18 protein-coding genes and 2 pseudogenes are annotated in these 16,768 nt (G+C 50.8%); 10 read left to right on the forward strand and 10 right to left on the reverse strand.

What is annotated here, in order from left to right:
- Positions 1-199: 199 nt before the first annotated feature.
- Complete coding sequence (gene rcnR / locus NI40_RS12250; protein WP_000019951.1) at positions 200-472, reverse strand: Ni(II)/Co(II)-binding transcriptional repressor RcnR; 273 nt, start codon at positions 470-472, stop codon at positions 200-202.
- A 122-nt stretch (positions 473-594) separates the two neighbouring features.
- On the opposite strand from rcnR, the gene NI40_RS12255 reads away from it, so the two are divergent.
- The 4 genes from NI40_RS12255 (at position 595) to tnpC (NI40_RS12265) (ending at position 4,128) form a co-directional block, all read left to right on the forward strand.
- Positions 595-1,710 (forward strand): nickel/cobalt efflux protein RcnA, encoded by a 1,116-nt coding sequence (locus NI40_RS12255; protein WP_001572377.1) that lies wholly within the window; start codon positions 595-597, stop codon positions 1,708-1,710.
- A gap of 156 nt (positions 1,711-1,866) precedes the next feature.
- A complete protein-coding gene (locus tag NI40_RS24490; protein ID WP_050586387.1) occupies positions 1,867-2,199 on the forward strand; it encodes a transposase in 333 nt (110 codons plus the stop codon).
- Positions 2,196-2,543 (forward strand): IS66 family insertion sequence element accessory protein TnpB, encoded by a 348-nt coding sequence (gene tnpB, locus NI40_RS12260; protein WP_000609174.1) that lies wholly within the window; start codon positions 2,196-2,198, stop codon positions 2,541-2,543. Before NI40_RS24490 ends, tnpB (NI40_RS12260) begins: the two co-directional genes overlap by 4 nt.
- 49 nt (positions 2,544-2,592) lie before the next feature.
- A complete protein-coding gene (tnpC, locus tag NI40_RS12265) occupies positions 2,593-4,128 on the forward strand; it encodes an IS66 family transposase (RefSeq protein WP_001000406.1) in 1,536 nt (511 codons plus the stop codon).
- A gap of 284 nt (positions 4,129-4,412) precedes the next feature.
- Here tnpC (NI40_RS12265) and NI40_RS12270 read toward each other — a convergent pair whose 3' ends face one another.
- Together NI40_RS12270 and pcoS are read right to left on the reverse strand one after the other, a co-directional pair.
- A complete protein-coding gene (locus tag NI40_RS12270; RefSeq protein WP_000723070.1) occupies positions 4,413-4,847 on the reverse strand; it encodes a hypothetical protein in 435 nt (144 codons plus the stop codon).
- A gap of 217 nt (positions 4,848-5,064) precedes the next feature.
- Positions 5,065-6,411, reverse strand: coding sequence for a copper resistance membrane spanning protein PcoS (gene pcoS, locus NI40_RS12275; RefSeq protein WP_001572376.1), 1,347 nt, complete (start codon positions 6,409-6,411; stop codon positions 5,065-5,067).
- 83 nt (positions 6,412-6,494) lie between these two features.
- Between pcoS and NI40_RS12280 the strand changes: the two genes are divergently transcribed.
- From NI40_RS12280 to NI40_RS12290, 3 genes are all read left to right on the forward strand, one after another.
- On the forward strand, positions 6,495-7,418 hold the full coding sequence (locus NI40_RS12280; protein WP_026055975.1) for an IS5-like element IS903B family transposase: 924 nt from the start codon (positions 6,495-6,497) through the stop codon (positions 7,416-7,418).
- Positions 7,419-7,606: 188 nt separating this feature from the next.
- On the forward strand, positions 7,607-9,226 hold the full coding sequence (locus NI40_RS12285; RefSeq protein WP_001572373.1) for a phosphoethanolamine--lipid A transferase MCR-9.1: 1,620 nt from the start codon (positions 7,607-7,609) through the stop codon (positions 9,224-9,226).
- A 76-nt stretch (positions 9,227-9,302) separates the two neighbouring features.
- Positions 9,303-9,779 (forward strand): WbuC family cupin fold metalloprotein, encoded by a 477-nt coding sequence (locus NI40_RS12290; RefSeq protein WP_001572372.1) that lies wholly within the window; start codon positions 9,303-9,305, stop codon positions 9,777-9,779.
- A gap of 212 nt (positions 9,780-9,991) precedes the next feature.
- Here NI40_RS12290 and tnpC (NI40_RS12295) read toward each other — a convergent pair whose 3' ends face one another.
- The 3 genes from tnpC (NI40_RS12295) to tnpA are packed head-to-tail and all read right to left on the reverse strand — an operon-like array spanning position 9,992 to position 12,369.
- Entirely contained in the window at positions 9,992-11,584 is a 1,593-nt protein-coding gene (gene tnpC, locus NI40_RS12295; RefSeq protein WP_039264109.1) for an IS66 family transposase, read from the reverse strand.
- Between the two features lie 30 nt (positions 11,585-11,614).
- Complete coding sequence (gene tnpB / locus NI40_RS12300) at positions 11,615-11,965, reverse strand: IS66 family insertion sequence element accessory protein TnpB (protein ID WP_021567584.1); 351 nt, start codon at positions 11,963-11,965, stop codon at positions 11,615-11,617.
- The gene (tnpA, locus tag NI40_RS12305) at positions 11,962-12,369 is read right to left on the reverse strand and encodes an IS66-like element accessory protein TnpA (protein ID WP_021567585.1); all 408 of its coding nucleotides are present in this window, start codon (positions 12,367-12,369) and stop codon (positions 11,962-11,964) included. The genes tnpB (NI40_RS12300) and tnpA overlap by 4 nt, the downstream gene beginning before the upstream one ends.
- 130 nt (positions 12,370-12,499) lie before the next feature.
- On the opposite strand from tnpA, the gene NI40_RS12310 reads away from it, so the two are divergent.
- Positions 12,500-13,753 (forward strand): MFS transporter, encoded by a 1,254-nt coding sequence (locus NI40_RS12310; RefSeq protein ID WP_047748429.1) that lies wholly within the window; start codon positions 12,500-12,502, stop codon positions 13,751-13,753.
- Positions 13,754-13,814: 61 nt separating this feature from the next.
- On the opposite strand, the pseudogene NI40_RS24310 reads toward NI40_RS12310, so the two are convergent.
- Positions 13,815-13,979 (reverse strand): annotated as a pseudogene (locus NI40_RS24310) (DUF1264 domain-containing protein); the annotation flags it as partial.
- 29 nt (positions 13,980-14,008) lie between these two features.
- On the opposite strand from NI40_RS24310, the gene NI40_RS22860 reads away from it, so the two are divergent.
- Together NI40_RS22860 and NI40_RS12315 are read left to right on the forward strand one after the other, a co-directional pair.
- A complete protein-coding gene (locus NI40_RS22860) occupies positions 14,009-14,356 on the forward strand; it encodes a DUF6530 family protein (protein ID WP_071884846.1) in 348 nt (115 codons plus the stop codon).
- Positions 14,357-14,709: 353 nt separating this feature from the next.
- A complete protein-coding gene (locus NI40_RS12315; protein WP_039264110.1) occupies positions 14,710-15,225 on the forward strand; it encodes a type III toxin-antitoxin system ToxN/AbiQ family toxin in 516 nt (171 codons plus the stop codon).
- A 50-nt stretch (positions 15,226-15,275) separates the two neighbouring features.
- Here the strand turns inward: NI40_RS12315 and NI40_RS12320 are convergent.
- The 3 genes and pseudogenes from NI40_RS12320 to NI40_RS12330 form a co-directional block, all read right to left on the reverse strand.
- Positions 15,276-15,590: pseudogene (locus NI40_RS12320) on the reverse strand (sensor histidine kinase); the annotation flags it as partial.
- Positions 15,591-15,604: 14 nt separating this feature from the next.
- Positions 15,605-16,302 (reverse strand): IS1-like element IS1B family transposase gene (locus NI40_RS12325; RefSeq protein ID WP_095033700.1). Its coding sequence is split into 2 segments (ribosomal slippage): positions 15,605-16,053 and positions 16,053-16,302, totalling 699 coding nucleotides; the frame shifts between segments, so codons are not numbered across the junction.
- 245 nt (positions 16,303-16,547) lie between these two features.
- Positions 16,548-16,745, reverse strand: coding sequence for a DUF2933 domain-containing protein (locus NI40_RS12330; RefSeq protein WP_000843494.1), 198 nt, complete (start codon positions 16,743-16,745; stop codon positions 16,548-16,550).
- Between the last annotated feature and the right edge of the window lie 23 nt (positions 16,746-16,768).

The following is a 16,768-nucleotide window of genomic DNA, read 5'->3' on the forward strand; positions in this document are numbered from 1 at the left end:
GGCTTTAACAATGTGGGTTGCCCTGAGCAAAGTAAGGGAAGTAGATGTACCAGAAATGTACGCGTTGCCTTGCATGAAGGGGGGCATCTTAAAGCTCATTGATTAAACAAACTCACTATGCCGCTACAAACAGCCCAAAACCGTCACTTGATAACGTGTTATTTAGATAAATTAATGCTCAGGGCTTTTAGCCAAACTGTCACTTGATGTAAGAATCCAGAACCTTCAGCACAACGTCCAGGTCTTCTTCTCGTTTCTGTTCTTCACTTTCATGAACAATATGTTCAGTCAAATGTCCTTTAATCACTTCACGCAATAAACCATTCACGGCACCACGTATGGCGGCTATTTGTTGCAGTACAGCGGCACATTCGTGAGGTTCATCAAGCATTTTTTTCAGCGCAGCAACCTGCCCCTGGATCTTGCTTGTACGTGCTTTCAGTTTTTGTTTATCGCGGATGGTATGTGACATGTGGGCTCTCACTCTCCTGGATATTTTATGTAACTATACCAGCGTTATTCTACTGGGGGGTAGTATATTTTACTGGGGGGGAGTAGAATCCGGCCTACACTTAATAACCAAGAATGATTCTCATGAACGAATTTACGACACTTCTTCAGCAAGGCAACGCATGGTTTTTCATCCCCAGCGCCATTCTGCTTGGCGCGCTTCATGGACTGGAGCCCGGGCACTCCAAAACAATGATGGCAGCATTCATCATTGCTATAAAAGGCACCGTACGTCAGGCCGTGATGCTGGGTGTCGCGGCAACATTGTCGCACACTGCAGTCGTATGGCTGATTGCTTTTGGAGGGATGTATATCAGTAATAAATTTACCGCAGAATCAGCCGAACCCTGGCTACAGATGGTCTCTTCAGTGATCATCCTTGGTACGGCTTTTTGGATGTTCTGGCGAACCTGGAGCGGTGAGAAAAACTGGCTGGAGGGAATGCAGGAGAATGAACATCATCACCATGACGAAACAAGGTTGATCGATACTGGCCATGGAAAAGTTGAACTGTCCATTTTTGAAGAAGGACAACTTCCCCACTGGCGGCTACGCACTCTTAGTGGCCAAAGATGGGCTTCTGAAGATATCTCATTAACCACACTTCGGGAAAACAGTACGATCTCTCAGACTTTTGAATTTGTTGATCATGGTGATTATCTGGAGTCAACATCTCCCATCCCTGAGCCTCACAGTTTCAACGTACGTCTGTCTCTGGGACATCGTGGTCATGTCCATGACTATGATGTGGCGTTCGCTGAACACGACCATGACCATGACCACTCTGAGCTTGATGGGCTGGATGTGAATTCGAAAGAGTATCAGGACGCTCACGAACTGGCTCATGCCAATGACATAAAACGCCGCTTCGACGGGAAAGAAGTAACCAACGGGCAAATCCTGATATTTGGACTGACAGGAGGGCTTATCCCTTGCCCGGCAGCTATAACTGTATTGTTGATCTGCCTTCAGCTTAAAGCGCTTACGCTGGGTGCCACACTGGTTGTTTGTTTCAGTATCGGCCTGGCATTGACCCTCGTAACGGTTGGAGTGGGTGCGGCGATCAGCGTTCGTCAGGTCGCCAAACGCTGGAGTGGCTTCAATACCATCGCCAGAAGAGCCCCCTATATTTCAAGCGCCCTGATTGCTGCTGTTGGGATTTACATGGGTATACATGGCTGGAATGGGCTGGTGCATTAACACCGGTACTGATGACACACACGTAAGCGTCGTCTGAGTACCGTCTGGTCCCGAATCCAGGATCCTGTAACTTAAGCACCCACTTATTTTGCAGGTGGACACCTCATGCGCGCTAAAGAAAGACTTCCCCGGAAACACTATTCCCCTGAATTCAAAATGGAACTGGTCAGGCTGGCTCTTGAAGAAGAAGGCAGTATTGCCGCACTGGCCCGGAAACATGACGTCAATGATAACCTGCTCTTTAAATGGATAAGGCTCTGGCAGCGTGAAGGGCGGGTCTGTCGGCCCCGAAAAAACTCATCGTCGCTTCCTGCCCTGATACCCGTGCAGCTTCAGGCGGGCTCTTCTCTCCCAACCTTCGAACTACCATCCTGCTCTCCTCCCGCTACCTGCCACATAAAATGTCGGGGAGGAGAAATAACACTGACTCATCCCTCTGCTGAACTCATGAGCACTGTCCTGCGCGAACTGATGCGGGGGCCTGTATGATAAATCTTCCCGCAGGCACAAAAATCTGGCTGGTTGCCGGTATCACCGATATGCGCAACGGCTTCAATGGCCTCGCCGCAAAGGTGCAGACCGCGCTGAAAGATGACCCGATGTCCGGCCACGTCTTCATCTTCCGGGGACGCAGCGGCAGTCAGGTAAAACTGCTCTGGTCCACCGGCGATGGTCTGTGCCTGCTGACAAAGCGACTGGAACGTGGTCGCTTCGCCTGGCCCTCAGCCCGCGATGGCAAAGTGTTCCTGACGCCGGCGCAACTGGCGATGCTGATGGAAGGTATCGACTGGCGACAGCCAAAGCGGTTACTGACATCCCTGACCATGTTGTAGCGCTCTTTATCCTGGTTGTCGCAGAATAAGCCTGGTAAAATACAGGCTTATGAACGACACCTCTTCTGACGACATCCTTCTGCTGAAACAGCGCCTGGCCGAACAGGAAGCGTTGATCCACGCCCTGCAGGAAAAGCTGAGCAACCGGGAACGCGAAATAGACCATCTGCAGGCGCAACTGGATAAGCTGCGCCGGATGAACTTCGGCAGTCGTTCCGAAAAGGTATCCCGCCGTATCGCGCAAATGGAAGCTGACCTGAACCTGCTGCAGCAGGAAAGCGATACGCTGACCGGCCGGGTGGATGACCCGGCAGTGCAGCGCCCGCTGCGTCAGACCCGCACCCGCAAACCGTTCCCTGAGTCACTCCCACGGGATGAGAAGCGGCTGCTGCCGACTGAGCCGTGTTGCCCGGAGTGCGGTGGTTCGCTGAGTTACCTGGGTGAGGATGCCGCCGAACAGCTGGAGCTGATGCGCAGCGCCTTCCGGGTTATCCGGACAGTCCGTGAAAAGCATGCCTGCCGTCGGTGCGATCGCATCGTTCAGGCCCCGGCTCCTTCGCGCCCCATCGAACGGGGGATCGCCGGACCGGGGCTGCTGGCCCGAGTGCTGACCTCAAAGTATGCAGAGCACACACCGCTGTATCGCCAGTCGGAGATCTATGCCCGCCAGGGTGTAGTGTTGAGTCGTTCTGTACTGTCGGGCTGGGTGGATGCGTGTTGTCGTCTGCTGGCACCGCTGGATGAAGCCCTTCAGCACTATGTCCTGACCGACGGCAAACTCCATGCTGACGATACGCCTGTCCCGGTGCTGTTGCCAGGCAATAAGAAGACGAAGACCGGGCGCTTATGGACGTACGTTCGAGACGACCGCAACGCCGGATCAGCGCTGGCCCCCGCAGTGTGGTTCGCTTACAGCCCGGACAGAAAAGGTATCCACCCTCAGACCCATCTTGCAGGCTTCAGTGGCGTACTGCAGGCTGATGCCTACGCCGGGTTCAACGAGCTCTACCGCGACGGCCATATAAAGGAAGCCGCGTGCTGGGCCCATGCCCGCCGAAAAATCCACGATGTTCACGTCCGTACCCCGTCAGCCCTGACGGAGGAGGCGCTGAAACGGATCGGCGAGCTGTATGCCATCGAGTCGGAGCTCAGAGGTAAAAGAGCAGAGGAACGGCAGGCAGTCCGGCACCAAAAAGTGCTGCCGCTGCTGGCGTCACTGGAGGGGTGGCTGCGGGAGAAACAGAAAACCCTCTCAAGGCACTCAGAACTGGCGAAGGCGTTCGGGTATGCGCTGAACCAGTGGCCGGCGCTGACCCGCTATGCAGAAGATGGCTGGGTGGAGGTGGATAATAACATTGCCGAAAACGCCCTACGACTGGTCAGTCTGGGGAGAAAAAACTGGCTGTTCTTCGGCTCGGATCATGGTGGTGAGCGCGGTGCGTCACTGTACAGTCTTATCGGGACGTGCAAATTAAACGGCGTGGATCCGGAACGCTATCTGCATCATGTACTTGATGTCATCGCCGACTGGCCTGTGAACCGGGTGGGTGCTCTGCTCCCGTGGCGGGTTACTCTGCCTGCCTGACCAGCTTCACTTCGTCAATACGGTTCTCACTGCACGCTTACACACACACTCTGGGTACTTACAAAGTACATCCTAAGCGCCACCGTTGAGGTTATGAGCAGAAAAACCCGGAATATAAAGCTGCTCTTTCCGGGACTTGTTGCTGAGGCAGGGATTAAGTAACTGATTAAATCCATTCCCATAAGACTCAATGATAAATGAAAGAATAAAAAAAACGCTCCCGGACGGGAGCGTAAGCCAGTGACTTCGGCGTCAAATGAGGGTCTAACAAGTGGAGCTGCGGGTTAATTCTGGGTGATCTGGCTGCGATGCTTTTCAGCCTGCTGCTGATGAATAACGGAAGACTGACCATTATTCGCCTTCTCGTGCACAACAGCGGCTTTTTCATGCTCGTTCATTTCTGAAAATGACGTTGCTGATTCGTTGGTGGCCCCTGGTTTGCCTTTCATCATTTTTTTATGCATCTCCGCCATGTCCTGGTGGGCAGAAGCGTTGCCGTTTTGCATCATTTCATGGGACATTGCAGCCTGATCGTGTCCGCTCATATCCATCATTGTCATACTGTCTCCCTGAACAGCGCTTTTTTCAGAGGTTGACTGCATCTGATGGGCGGGTGCCTGGGCATTATTTACCTGGTCATGCATGTTCATTGTCTCTGCAGCCATGGCGGATGAAGCGACAGCCATAATGGCAACAAATGATACAAGGATCTTTTTCATGGTTGGGTCTCCGGTGTTTTCATACCCAAACAATCAACGGCTTATAACAGAGAAAGCATTTGATCTCAGGGCGGGTTATTCATCACTCCAGGAACCAGGCGATTGCGTTATCACTCTGCTCCTGATTTATGTATGATTATAAAAAACCGCCTCTGTTTATCGCGTGACTGAATGATGACAATTTTGTCACCTTCCAGGTTTCTCCTGAAGAACGGGATTAATCCATTAACAGGCGCACACTGAACACAATTTCCCGCCCCTGCTGTTCTGCTGACAGCTCGCCGCCATGAGCATGAATGATCGACCTTGTAATTGATAATCCCAGCCCCGCGCCTTCCGTGTTGTGGACCCTTGATGAATCAGCTCGATAGAACCGATCAAACAAACGTTCCAGATTAGCGGGAACCTGGCCGGACATCGTATTCGTAATCATCACGTTCACACAGTCACTGTCACGCTCAAGGTGTATCGCTGTACAGGTGTTATCGGGAGAATACTTGATTGCATTGGAAAGCAGGTTACTGAAAGCACGTCGCAGCATATCGCTGTCTCCGGCAACAACGCCCTCTCCTTCAACGGTGATTGTCTTTCCTGTTTCGTCTGCCAGAGGCTCGAACAGCTCACGTAATTCATTCAGTTCGGCGGCCAGATCCACATCATGTTTATCCAGCTGCAGCAGACCATGCTCTGAACGTGCCAGAAAAAGCATATCACTGGTCATTCGTGACAACCTTTTCAGTTCTTCCAGGTAAGCGAATAAGATTTCGCGGTAATGCGAAACATCCCTTTCCTTAGCCAGTGCAAACTGCGTCTGCATCATCAGATTACTGACCGGTGTGCGCAGCTCATGCGCGATGTCAGACGAGAAATCTGACAGTTTCCGGAATGACCCCTCCAGGCGATCGAACATGTTATTGAACTCCTGCATGGTCTCAGAAATTTCCGGCGGAGCCAAATCGGGATTAAGACGCTGATCCAGGCTGTGTACGGTCATGGAGGAAGCCAGACTGGTCATTTCCCGTAGCGGTTTCAGACCAATACGTGTGGTCAGCCAGCCCAGAAAAACAGAAATAAAGACCAGACCGATATTGAACCAGAACAGCCAGGTACTGAGCTTATCCATAAACAGGGTGTGATACCCAGTATCCGTGGCAACCGTAATGATGACATGTTTGCTTTTACCCTGTTCCGGCGTCACGGCAACCCGCCGCGAGATACTGCGGTACACGGTGTTATTTTCTTCCGTCTGGATCATATAGTCGAGAATATCACCCGACTTATTAAGCAGGACCGCTGGAACAACAGAATTTTTGGCATAGAGTTCAACAATTTTTTCATTTTCCATGTTTTTTATAGAAATGAATAAACCATTGTGCCCTACCATCGCATCGTTTATTTTTTCTGATAATGACTTAATATCCGTTTTGTTCCGGAACGTCTCTGTTTTAAGAAACTCTTCGGTGAGCTGAAGTTTACCTGTCAGAAAATCGCGGTCCTGATTATCGAAATAGCCATTAAGGGTGCTAATCAGGATAAAACTTGATAACCACCATACCGTAAGCATCACCGCGGCTTTGTTGAATAAATCGAACTTTTGCTGAGTTGAAGGATCAGATCACGCATCTTCCCGACAACGCAGACCGTTCCGTGGCAAAGCAAAAGTTCAAAATCACCAACTGGCCCACCTACAATAAAGCCCTCATCAACCGTGGCTCCATAACTTTCTGGCTGGATGATGAAGCTATTCAGGCCTGGTATGAGTCGGCAGCGCCTTCTTCACGAGGCAGACCTCAGCGCTATTCTGACCTTGCCATCACGACTGTGCTGGTCATTAAACGCGTATTCAGGCTGACCCTGCGCGCTGCGCAGGGCTTTATTGATTCCATTTTTTCTCTGATGAACGTTCCGCTACGCTGCCCGGATTACAGCTGTGTCAGCAGGCGGGCAAAGTCGGTTAATGTCAGTTTCAAAACGCCCACCCGGGGTGAAATCGCACACCTGGTAATTGATTCCACTGGGCTGAAGGTCTTCGGTGAAGGCGAGTGGAAAGTCAAAAAGCATGGCCAGGAACGCCGCCGTATCTGGCGTAAGCTGCATCTCGCCGTTGACAGTAAAACACATGAAATCATCTGCGCTGACCTGTCGCTGAACAACGTTACGGACTCAGAGGCCTTCCCCGGGTTAATCCGGCAAACCCACCGGAAAATCAGGTCAGCCGCCGCCGATGGCGCTTACGATACCCGGCTATGTCACGATGAACTGCGGCGTAAGAAAATCAGCGCGCTTATCCCTCCCCGAAAAGGTGCGGGTTACTGGCCCGGTGAATATGCAGACCGTAACCGTGCAGTGGCTAATCAGCGAATGACCGGGAGTAATGCGCGGTGGAAATGGACAACAGATTACAACCGTCGCTCGATAGCGGAAACGGCGATGTACCGGGTAAAACAGCTGTTCGGGGGTTCACTGACGCTGCGTGACTACGATGGTCAGGTTGCGGAGGCTATGGCCCTGGTACGAGCGCTGAACAAAATGACGAAAGCAGGTATGCCTGAAAGCGTGCGTATTGCCTGAAAACACAACCCGCTACGGGGGAGACTTACCCGAAATCTGATTTATTCAACAAAGCCTCGTTAAGGTTAACCTAAGATTTCAGAATGATAATCTCTGCTTTGCAGCGAATAAGGCAATCATAATATTAGATTGAATTGTTGTAATTATTATCAATGTTTTTACTGGTTTACTATTTTCCGGAGGTGTTAATGCCTGTACTTTTCAGGGTGAAAGTTATTCCGCTGGTTTTACTTCTGGCAATGATCTTTGCGTTTTTACTTAACTGGCCAATATTGCTGCATTTTTACGAGATTTTGTCGCATTTAGAGCATGTCAAAATTGGTTTTGTCATTTCTATTCCCTTTGTTCTGGTTGCGGCGCTTAACGTTGTTTTTATGCCTTTCTCAGTTCGTTTTCTGCTGAAACCTTTCTTTGCTTTACTGTTTATCACTGGCTCACTGGTCAGTTATTCGACACTAAAATATAAAGTAATGTTTGATCAAACGATGATTCAAAACATTATTGAAACTAACCCCCAGGAAGCGCATTCCTATCTTAATGGCTCAATTATTATATGGTTCGTCTTTACCGGTATCCTTCCTGCCATCCTCCTTTTTTCAATAAAAATTCAATATCCTGAAAAATGGTATAAAGGCATTGCTTACCGTTTGCTCTCCGTGCTGGCATCGTTGAGTTTGATTGCAGGTGTTGCCGCACTTTATTATCAGGATTATGCCTCTGTCGGCCGCAATAACTCGACATTGAATAAAGAGATCATCCCGGCGAACTACGCTTACAGCACTTTCCAGTATGTTAAGGATACGTACTTTACGACTAAAGTGCCTTTCCAGACGCTGGGGAATGATGCTAAACGCGTCGTCGCTCACGAAAAACCCACGCTGATGTTCCTGGTGATTGGCGAAACGGCACGCAGCCAGAATTTCTCGATGAACGGTTATTCGCGTGATACCAATGCCTTTACCAGCAAATCCGGCGGCGTTATTTCGTTTAAAAATATGCATTCCTGCGGTACCGCTACCGCAATATCCGTTCCGTGCATGTTCTCGAATATGAATCGCACCGAGTACGACAGTAAAAAAGCATCTAACAGTGAAAATTTCCTCGACATCGTGCAGAAAACCGGTGTCTCGCTGTTATGGAAAGAGAACGATGGCGGTTGTAAAGGCGTATGTAGCCGCATCCCGACTGTCGAAATTAAGCCTAGTGATAACCCGAAACTGTGCGATGGCAAAACGTGCCATGACGAGGTGATGCTGGAAAACCTTGATGATGAAATCGCCAAAATGCCAGGTGATAAGCTTGTCGCCTTCCATATCATTGGCAGCCATGGACCGACTTATTACCTGCGTTATCCGGCTGAGCATCGCCACTTCATGCCCGAATGTGCACGTAGCGATATCGAAAACTGTACTCAGGAACAATTGGTCAACACCTACGACAACACCCTTCGTTATACAGACTATGTATTAGCTGAGATGATTGAAAAGCTAAAAAATTACAGCGATCAGTACAACACCGTGCTGCTTTATGTGTCCGATCATGGTGAATCATTGGGCGAAAGCGGGCTATATCTGCACGGCACGCCGTACAAACTGGCACCGGATCAGCAGACGCATATTCCGATGCAGGTCTGGATGTCACCGGGCTTTATCGCCGGGAAACACATCAACATGTCTTGCCTTGAAAATAATGCGGCGAAAAAATCATATTCCCACGACAACCTGTTCTCATCGATTTTGGGGCTGTGGGACGTAAGCACCAGCGTCTATAATCCTGACCGCGATTTGTTCCGCGAATGCCGTGGCTAATCGATTGTTAGTATAACAAAAAGCCTTACGGCAACCTGGTTGCCGTAAGCTGCAAGAATGCAATAAGGCTTATAATATGAAACAACTTACTTTCAACGACCTACGCAAGCAAAGCGCACAAGCCGCAAATTCCCCCCGCTTACGTGCCCATCATAATTTCCACCCTGAATTGAGCGACCCGGTGCAGCGTCTGGCTATTGCTATGGAACCGGGAACTTATGTTCGCCCTCATCGCCACCCGCATACTTTTGAACTGCTGACATCCCTTACCGGTCGCTTTTTGGTATTGAACTTTGATGACCTGGGTAACCTGACCCAGCGCGTCGTGTTAGGTGAGGACTGTAAAGTGCTGGAGATGGATGCAGGCACCTGGCATACCGTATTGTCACTGGATGAAGGCGGCGTTATTTTTGAGGTAAAACACGGTAGGTACCAGCCTGTTGCTGATCAAGATGCCGCCCCATGGGCCCCCGCCGAAAACGAGCCGGGAACTGCAGAGCTGATGAAATGGTACACACAGGCGCAAGTAGGTGATGGCGGATATCCGCGGTAATTAATGCGTTGCACGGAGTGCCATTCTCTCCTTCGCGCCAACTTCAAAGGCTAAGACGCTTCCTCCCAAATCACCTACTCGTAAACCTGTGGCAAGAGTAGAAAATCATCTTATGCAAATAACAGGCAATATCCTTACCGAGGTCGGGATGCAGGCAAAACACCAGCAGAACGCAAAGTATCGTAAGCGTTAAGTGAGCGCCGTATTGACGGCTATTTATTGGTGAGATCTACGTTCCATGGCAGCAGTTCGGCCACTTTGTTGATGGGCCACTCCGGCAATACGCTCAGGATATGGCGAAGGTAACCCTCTGGATCGATACCGTTCAGCCTGCACGTTCCGATCAGACCATACAGCAGGGCACCACGTTCACCACCATGATCACTGCCGAAGAAGATGTAGTTTTTCTTGCCCAGACAGACCGCTCGTAGCGCGCGCTCAGCAGCGTTATTATCCGGCTCTGCCAGACCATCATCGCAGTAGTAACACAGGGCATCCCACTGGTTCAGTGCATAAGCGAACGCCTCGCCTAACCGGGATTTTTTCGACAGAGTGGCTCTTTTCTCCACCAACCAGTCATGCAGGGATATCAGCAACGGTTTACTTCGGGACCGTCTGGCGGCCAGCCGCTGAGATGCCGGAAGGCCGCGTATTTCCTCTTCTATCGCGTATAACTCACTGATGCGCTTCAGAGCCTCCTCTGCTGTGGCCGTCCGGGTGCTGATATAGACGTCATGGATTTTGCGCCGCGCATGAGCCCAGCATGCCGCTTCTGTCAACGGGCCACCTTCACGCTCTGCGCTGAACAACCTGTCGTACCCTGCGAAGGCATCTGCCTGCAGCACGCCATGATAGTGCCGAAGATGTTGCTGAGGGTGTTTCCCCTGTCGGTCCGGTGAGAAGGCGAACCATGCCGCTGGCGGATCTGATGAACCCGCGCTTCTGTTATCACGGACATATGTCCAGATACGCCCGGTTTTCGTCTTCTTTCTGCCCGGCGCCAGCACGGGCACCGGAGTGTCATCCGTATGCAGTTTGCGGCAGTCCATCACGTAGTGGTAGAGGGCTTCATCCAGCGGGGCCATTAACCGGCAGCACGCATCCACCCAGTTGGAGAGCAGCGCACGACTCAGATCCACACCCTGACGGGCAAAGATTTCGCACTGGCGATACAGCGGCAGGTGTTCACAGTATTTGGCCGTTAACACGCGGGCCAGCAGACCCGGCCCGGCGATGCCCCGGTCGATAGGACGTGAGGGCGCTGGCGCTTCAACGACGCAGTCGCATCGGGTACAGGCCTTTTTCACTCTGACCGTGCGGATCACTTTCAGGGCGCTGGAGACCAGCTCCAGTTGCTCCGCGCTGACTTCGCTGAGATAGGCCATATCACTACCGCAACCAGGACAGCTGGTTTCAGCTGGCTCCAGTCTGTTTATTTCGCGGGGAAGATGTTCCGGTAACGGGCGACGATGACGGGACTGGCGCAACTGACGCGGAACCTGCTGATCATTGTCCCGGCCGTTGTAACGATCGCTTTGCTGCTCCTGCTGTTTCAGCAGGGCTTCGGCTTCTTCGACCTGCCGGCGTAGCTTTTCTGAACGGGTACCGAACAGCATTCGGCGCAGTTTTTCTATCTGAGCCCGCAGATATTCTATTTCACGCTCTTCGTTCTCTATTTTCTCTTCTGCGCGGGCCAGCGCCGAACGCAGGAACGACTCAGTCTCAGCAACGAGACTGAGCTGGCTGTCTTTCTGGCGAAGCGCGTCTTCCAGCGCAGCGATACGGGCGAGATAGTCCTGACTCATGACCCCATTTATAATGCGGTCATGCGCTTTTTACAACATCGTCAGTGAGTTAAGGCGTGCAGTTTTAGGTTGCCGCCAGTCCAGCTTATCGAGGAGCATGGCGAGTTGTGAGCGGGTGATGGCGATTTTGCCGTCGCGTACAGCAGGCCAGACGAACTGTCCCTCTTCCAGACGTTTGGTAAACAGACACAGACCGTCAGCATCAGCCCAGAGGATCCTCACGGTGTCACCTTTACGACCACGGAAGATAAACAGGTGGCCGGAGAACGGATTGTCATCAAGAACATGCTGGACCAGTTCGCCCAGACCATTGAAGGACTTACGCATATCGGTGACCCCGGCAACCAGCCAGATACGAGTGCCTGACGGTAAGGGTATCATCGGCTCCTCCCGGTCAGCTCGCGGATCAGCGTTTTCAGAAGTGCAGGTGATAAATCCCCGGACAGACGCAGGCTGGCACCGCCGACAGTCACCTCGCATGTCATGGCCTCGCGGCAGGCTGGAGCGGCGGGTTCATAGTGCGGCTCAGCATGGTGTGACAGGGCCATATCAGGCAGGACAACGGGGATAACAGAGTCTTGCTCTCTGATTGACCGTTGTATTTCATCGGGCAGAAGATGTCTGTAACGCTGGCGCCAGGTAAACAGCAGATTGTCATTAATTCCATTATCCCGCGCCAACCGGGCAACACAGGCTCCAGGCTGATATGACTTTTCGACGAGAGCCAGCTTAAAGTCCATTGAGTAGGACGCCCGCGCCCTGCGGGGCTGAAGAGTGTTTGACATTGATAGAGTCCATTAACGTTAATAAGAGGACTCTATCATCGTCAATCGTTAGTAATCGCAACAGGCGGCAGTGGCTTGACGCTTACCCCGGTTTAGTGTGAATATAGCCATTAATAGTGCAGGAGGAAGAATGAGCGTGGATTCAGGTTCCATTGAGAAAGATAATTCATCGACCATCGAGAAACCGCAGAGCCGCAAAGTGCTGGGCGCAACCGGCCTTGCTCACCTTTTCCATGATGGCGTGACGGACATGCACTATGTGCTTTTTGCCCTCTGGCAGCAGCAATTTGGGCTTTCAATGGCGCAGATCGGTTTACTGAAGATGCTATTTTCTGGCGCGATGTCGGCGTTTCAGATCCCATCGGGAGAACTGGGCAGAAAATACGGCGAGCGGAAAGTGTTAATCGGCGGCACGCTGCTTTTAACTGTCGCGCTGCTGCTGTATGGAACGTCAGAAACGCTGATACAGCTCATGATCTTGATTGTGATTGGCGGCCTTGGTGCCAGCGTTCAGCATCCGCTCTCCTCCAGCTTTATTACGCGGTTTTATCCCGCTCAGCGCGCCCGTATCGCGCTCAGCACCTACAACTTTTTCGGCGATGTAGGTAAAGGGATCATCCCCAGTACGCTTTCTGCCTGCCTGTTGATTATTACGTGGGGAACTGCACTGCAGTTGATTGCGCTTTTGGGTTTCCTCGTCACTCTCAGTCTTTATGTGTTACTGCCTGCGGATGGCAAAAAAGCGCCCCAGATGGCTACGCTGGCGGGCAAAGAAGCGACACAGCAGAAGCAGCAGGTCTCCAGCGCAAAACTCCCTGAGCCGCTTCGCAAACGCGCTTTCACTGCGCTGTGCGTGATTGGCAGTATCGACAACGCCACGCGTACCGGCACGCTGACATTTCTTCCCTTTTTAATGGCCGCAAGGGGCGCTTCTGCAACGCAAATTGGCTTTGCGCTGACCTTAATTTTTATTGGCGGAGCATTTGGCAAACTGGTTTGCGGGGTGCTGGCGACAAAACTCGGTGTTATCAAAACCGTCGCGGCCAGTGAGATCATTACCTCGGCCATTGTACTGGGAATGACGGTTGCCCCTTTGCAGGTAAGCTGGCTGCTGTTGGTTCCGCTGGGTGTCGCGCTGAACGGAACCTCGTCCATTCTGTATGGCAGCGTAGCCGAACTCGCCAGACCGCATCAGCAAACCCGCGCATTTGCTATTTTCTATACCGCGTCGCTGGGATGTGGCGCGATTATGCCGCTTATTTATGGCCTGGCAGGCGATGCGATTGGGGTAAAACAGACATTAGTCGTTGTCGCGCTGCTGGTACTTTGCATATTGCCTTTGCTCATTCCCATCAGAAGCGCAACGAAAATTGTCGCGCAATAAGGCTGTTCACTGCCCTTTTTGACACAGCAGAGAGTCGCGGCAGAATGCCGCCCTGACCGGGCTATTGGTCTCGTTGTGCTCCGATTTGCTCCGCCTGCCCGAAACCGGTATCGCCATGAGCATGCTCACCTGCGCCCGGCACCCGTTTGAGCTGAATCACTTCGCCCTGCTCCCATGCGTTGGCCCCTTTGATAACAGGGTGCGCGATAATATTCTGGCGCGCTCGATGGGCCATATGCTGATGACACTGATGCAATGGGGTTATCCGTAGGAATAGCTCAATGGAATACTCCTGGATGGACTGAGTTATCCGCAAAAGTTTGGAGAAATACTGGTGAGAAGTGGTCGCGCCAATCAGAAGAACTGCCTCTGCATAGAGTGATAGATCTTGCTACTTTGGTATGCATTACAATGGATTATGCAAAAAATGGTCGTTTATCATCTGAGGATGATTTTCCTGTAAGCCGCTCTACTGGCAACCCAGAGTTAGCTCACCATACTGAGTTAATGAAAAAAGAGCTGAAACAAAATCATAAGTACCTAGATGAAAGCCTAAAAAGACTCTCTTTAGAATTGAAACGGTTGGGATATGGCAACCAGTAAGGATACAACTACATCTGTACGTCACTCGAGTTGTAAGCTTTAACAAAGATCAGGTATAATTGTTCCAAGGTGATTTGCTACCTCAAGTGCAGCTAGAAATTCAGGTGATTTGCTACCTCAAGTGCAGCTAGAAATTCAGGTGATTTGCTACCTTAAGTGCAGCTAGAAATTCAGGTGATTTGCTACCTTTAAGTGCAGCTAGAAATTCAGGTGATTTGCTACCTTTAAGTGCAGCTAGAAATTCAGGTGATTTGCTACCTTAAGTGCAGCTAGAAATTTAGGTGATTTACTACCTTAAAGTAATAAAGTAAAAAAGGCGACTGCACACAGTCGCCTTTTTTACGAGAAAAAAAATGAAATTCTACCAAATATCAAGTAGATACATTAGTTACCTGAAAGAGTTTGAAGAAAAGGTTCCTAATAGTGAAGATCCCACCTATCAGAATCCTAAAGCTTTTATCGGTATCGTATTAGATATCCAAGGCCATAAGTATCTAGCCCCTCTGACATCTCCCAAACCATGGCATCAGGATATAAAAGAGTCCTCACCTAACTTTTTCAAGTTGCATGAAAATGGCGTACCTGAAAATCAACTCGGGCTAATCAACCTGAAGTTCATGATCCCTATCATCGAGTCAGAAGTATCATTACTTGATATGGGCAGTATGCCTGACTCACGATACAAGAGAATGCTTTATAAACAACTTCAGTTCATCCGTGCCAATTCGGTTAAAATCAATGAAAAATCAGAGCTTTTAAGAAGTCTCGTTTTACAAGGTAAGATGCGGGGGACATGTGACTTCGGCCTTTTAGAGGAGAAGTACAGAGGCTTTGGTAAAGAACATACCGATAAAAAAGAAGAAGAATAGTTTTACCTTTTCAAAGTATCTCCAGTAAGAGTACAATTTTCATCTACATTTTATCGCGCAGATTGCAGTGGCAGGACAATGCTGACCAGTACGCCTGAGGTAAACTGGCTGGCAGGGGCTAAAGTAACTTTCCCACCCAGCCGCGTGACGCATGCTTTGACTATCGCTAAGCCCAACCCAGAGCCGGGTTGGGTCACGCCTTCAGGGCGATAAAATGCATCGAACACGCGCATCCTTTCTTCTGCGGCAATACCGGGACCGTTATCTTCAACTTTAATGATCGCTTCGTGCTGCGATACCATCACGCTGAGATCAATTTGTCCGTGTTCCGGTATATAGCGGATTGCGTTTTCTACCAGATTTTGGTAATGACTCCAACTTATTGATAGTGTTTTATGTTCAGATAATGCCCGATGACTTTGTCATGCAGCTCCACCGATTTTGAGAACGACAGCGACTTCCGTCCCAGCCGTGCCAGGTGCTGCCTCAGATTCAGGTTATGCCGCTCAATTCGCTGCGTATATCGCTTGCTGATTACGTGCAGCTTTCCCTTCAGGCGGGATTCATACAGCGGCCAGCCATCCGTCATCCATATCACCACGTCAAAGGGTGACAGCAGGCTCATAAGACGCCCCAGCGTCGCCATCGTGCGTTCACCGAATACGTGCGCAACAACCGTCTTCCGGAGCCTGTCATACGCGTAAAACAGCCAGCGCTGGCGCGATTTAGCCCCGACGTATCCCCACTGTTCGTCCATTTCCGCGCAGACGATGACGTCACTGCCCGGCTGTATGCGCGAGGTTACCGACTGCGGCCTGAGTTTTTTAAATGGCGGAAAATCGTGTTGAGGCCAACGCCCATAATGCGGGCGGTTGCCCGGCATCCAACGCCATTCATGGCCATATCAATGATTTTCTGGTGCGTACCGGGTTGAGAAGCGGTGTAAGTGAACTGCAGTTGCCATGTTTTACGGCAGTGAGAGCAGAGATAGCGCTGATGTCCGGCAGTGCTTTTGCCGTTACGCACCACCCCGTCAGTAGCTGAACAGGAGGGACAGCTGATAGAAACAGAAGCCACTGGAGCACCTCAAAAACACCATCATACACTAAATCAGTAAGTTGGCAGCATCACCCAGCGGACGTTCATCCGGTCCTCATTTACATTACGAGCTGGTCATCAATAACAATCCTGTTAATTCACTGTCGTTCCGGGCATCGGCACCCGCTGATAACAAACTCGAACAGCATGCCTTTGCGCATGCCAGAGACTACGAACGATACCTGGACTGATAACGGGACCGCGACGCGGCCCCGTTTGCCGGATTAATTTTTTTTATCGTTTTCACTTCCGTGATGTTGGTGATCCCCATGCCCTCCGTGGCCGTGGAAAAGATGCATTAGCGGGCAGACCAGCAATAACAGATATGGCCAGTAACCTGCCACATGTGACCAGTGTTCTCGCAGGAGGGCAAATGCCGCGATCGCGGCGACAGCAATAAGCGCATAGGTGGTACTTTTCATACTGGACTCCTTCTGTTCATAAC

The organism is Enterobacter sp. E20 (assembly GCF_000801755.2).
GTDB lineage: Bacteria > Pseudomonadota > Gammaproteobacteria > Enterobacterales > Enterobacteriaceae > Enterobacter > Enterobacter asburiae_B.